Raw genomic sequence first — 2,300 nt, forward strand, 5'->3', positions numbered from 1 at the left:
TCTTCAAGGACTACGACGACATCGTCGATCAATGCTGCCGCGCTTGGAACAGGCTTGTCGAGCAACCGTGGAAGATCATGTCCATCGGAATGCGCGATTGGGCGCATCGGTCATGATCAGCGCACGTTGGTATGATGGAGACCTGTGCGCGAAAGCCCAGAGCTTTCAGTTCGCGTCCGACGGTGGTTTCGTCGATTGGATATTCGGAATTCCTCAAACAGCCACTGAACGAGGTCCTTGCGCCGCCAACGCACCACACCGTGCACAGCGGGGATCGGACCGCTTTCAACGATCTTCGCCAGCGCCTGCCGTTGCGCGTCGTTCAGCTTCGCGCGTCCACCCGGCGCTTTTCCGTTGATCAGTCCATCGGGACCACGCTCGTTAAACCGCACGACCCAATCGCGGACGATCTGCACCGTCACGCTGCCGAGGCGAGCGGCCCCTGAACGAGAGCCGCCGTGGTAGATCGACGCCAGCGAAAGCAAGCGCCGGGCTTGATCGGCATTCTTGGCTTGCCGAGCCAACTGCCGAAGCGCCAACCCATCAAAATCCTGTCGCAAAGATATCGCTGAACCCACTGCAAACCTCCTGTTTGCAGCATCGATTCGAATTCGAAGCCTAAAAGGAATCCCACGAGAGTCAGAAATCGCGCTCGTTGGTATCACTGCATCCTTTGCGTCGTGATTATCGACAAATGCTTACCATTTGGGTTCCTGTAACGATTGGCGAGGCTTTGCATTAATGAAGCGGCATTGCGCGATCGAGCAGAAAATTCCCCATAGTTCGGATCGAACAGAGTCATCGTTCCATTCGACGCCGACGTCACAATTGTGTGTGCGTCACCTTCGGCGAAATACAGACCGAGCAAATACGTCGAATGGTCTTGAGTGATTTTTCTAACCATACGCGAGAAGCTGGAATGCTCGCCGAATTGGTACTTCTTTTCTTCTTCGGATGGTGCCAGCCCCGCCTCCCGTAACATTACATTTTGTGCCTGACGGTCGGCCTCATGAGCTCCTGCTCCCTCGCTTCGCAGTAGACGCTTGAGGTTTTGATACCGCTCCTGCCGCTCAGTCGCTGTGGTGTGCCTTTCGGATCCAGGCATTAGGGCCATCATTCGAACTGGCGCGGGGTTATTATGATTGAGCAGCCACTCTGCACTTAGCCCGACGCAGATGCCATTTACATTGGCGTGGGGCAATTCGGCCGTCCTGTATTCGAATACTGATGTGCTCGAGCTGGTCGGAGAGGACGTACTGGCGCTGGTGGATGAGTCTGAACTGTGACGACTTGCACCCGCAGTTTGCGGTTTACTGACGCAGATCCCCTTCTTCTCGGGCAACTCGTCAGATGTCAGCTTCCCGCCTGTTGGGCCATGGGGCTCGAGAGAGTGATTATGGCGCATTGTGGCCGGGGTATTTATGACACCGTCTTGCGGCACCTGGGATTTGCGTTGCTGAAACTCCGCTTGCCCCATTTCCTCCCGAGTTGTCATGGCGTAGTTCCAAGAACTGGGGTCGAACAAGCTGAGATTGTGAAACGGGTCCATTTACCCTCCAAACAGAAATAGGTTGATTAGTCTGACCGGCTTATGGTGCCCAACTTGGGCTTCCAGCAGCTGTCGAGTAAAAGAGCGACTGCGCATTGCATTGACAGCCAAGCCTCACTCCCAGATCTTGTTTTCACAGCGTTAAGTTTACGGTGCCCTCCAGAGCCACTAACAGGACATCGTTTGCTGATGTTGGCATCACACCGGCATTTCCTTTTTTCTCATTTCCTTAGGCGCTTTGCTCACAAGATGATCTGGCGGGTTTGCGCTGGCCCCAGTCTGATGAACTGCAAAATGGAACCATCTGTCATATTGACTATTATCTGAGGTAATATTGGGAGGGAAATATTACATCAATATGCACCCATACGCAGGCGAGATCGTTTCGGGCCGCCCAGCCTCAGTAGAGGTGACGACACGCTTCTCACGTCCAGCGCGTATATGCGGCCGGTATGTAGGTACATCGCCTTTGTATTTGCGCTTGGCAGGGTTTCGATAAAGATTGGCGGCGAGACCTTGCGACTAGTTGCTCATTACTAAGTATCCATCCGAGCAGGGCCGCAGGATTTTGGGCGCCGCGCGTGGTAACGTCGGTTCATGGAGATCGATGAGGACAAGATCGACGATGCCGTTTTGGCGCTGTTATGGCTGACGCGGCATAATGCACAGCGTTTTTAGCGTGGCGACGCGTGTATCCACGTTGACGCGCGCGCCGAGGCCGATGGCGACGGTGCGCTAAAAACGTGTTGGA

The 2,300-nt window shown here is 54.6% G+C and carries 2 protein-coding genes and 2 pseudogenes; 2 read left to right on the plus strand and 2 right to left on the minus strand.

What is annotated here, in order from left to right; translation table 11 throughout:
* Nucleotides 1-116, plus strand: a pseudogene (locus ILFOPFJJ_RS32975) (IS630 family transposase); the annotation flags it as partial.
* Here ILFOPFJJ_RS32975 and ILFOPFJJ_RS32980 read toward each other — a convergent pair.
* Both ILFOPFJJ_RS32980 and ILFOPFJJ_RS32985 read right to left on the minus strand, forming a co-directional pair.
* Entirely contained in the window at nucleotides 117-578 is a 462-nt protein-coding gene (locus tag ILFOPFJJ_RS32980; RefSeq protein WP_173514630.1) for a helix-turn-helix domain-containing protein, read from the minus strand.
* An 83-nt stretch (nucleotides 579-661) separates the two neighbouring features.
* A complete protein-coding gene (locus ILFOPFJJ_RS32985; RefSeq protein WP_246299988.1) occupies nucleotides 662-1,549 on the minus strand; it encodes a YopT-type cysteine protease domain-containing protein in 888 nt (295 codons plus the stop codon).
* A gap of 597 nt (nucleotides 1,550-2,146) precedes the next feature.
* Between ILFOPFJJ_RS32985 and ILFOPFJJ_RS36830 the strand changes: the two are divergent.
* Nucleotides 2,147-2,212, plus strand: a pseudogene (locus tag ILFOPFJJ_RS36830) (DUF6429 family protein); the annotation flags it as partial.
* Nucleotides 2,213-2,300: the final 88 nt, after the last annotated feature.

Source organism: Sinorhizobium psoraleae, assembly GCF_013283645.1.
Lineage (GTDB): Bacteria > Pseudomonadota > Alphaproteobacteria > Rhizobiales > Rhizobiaceae > Sinorhizobium > Sinorhizobium psoraleae.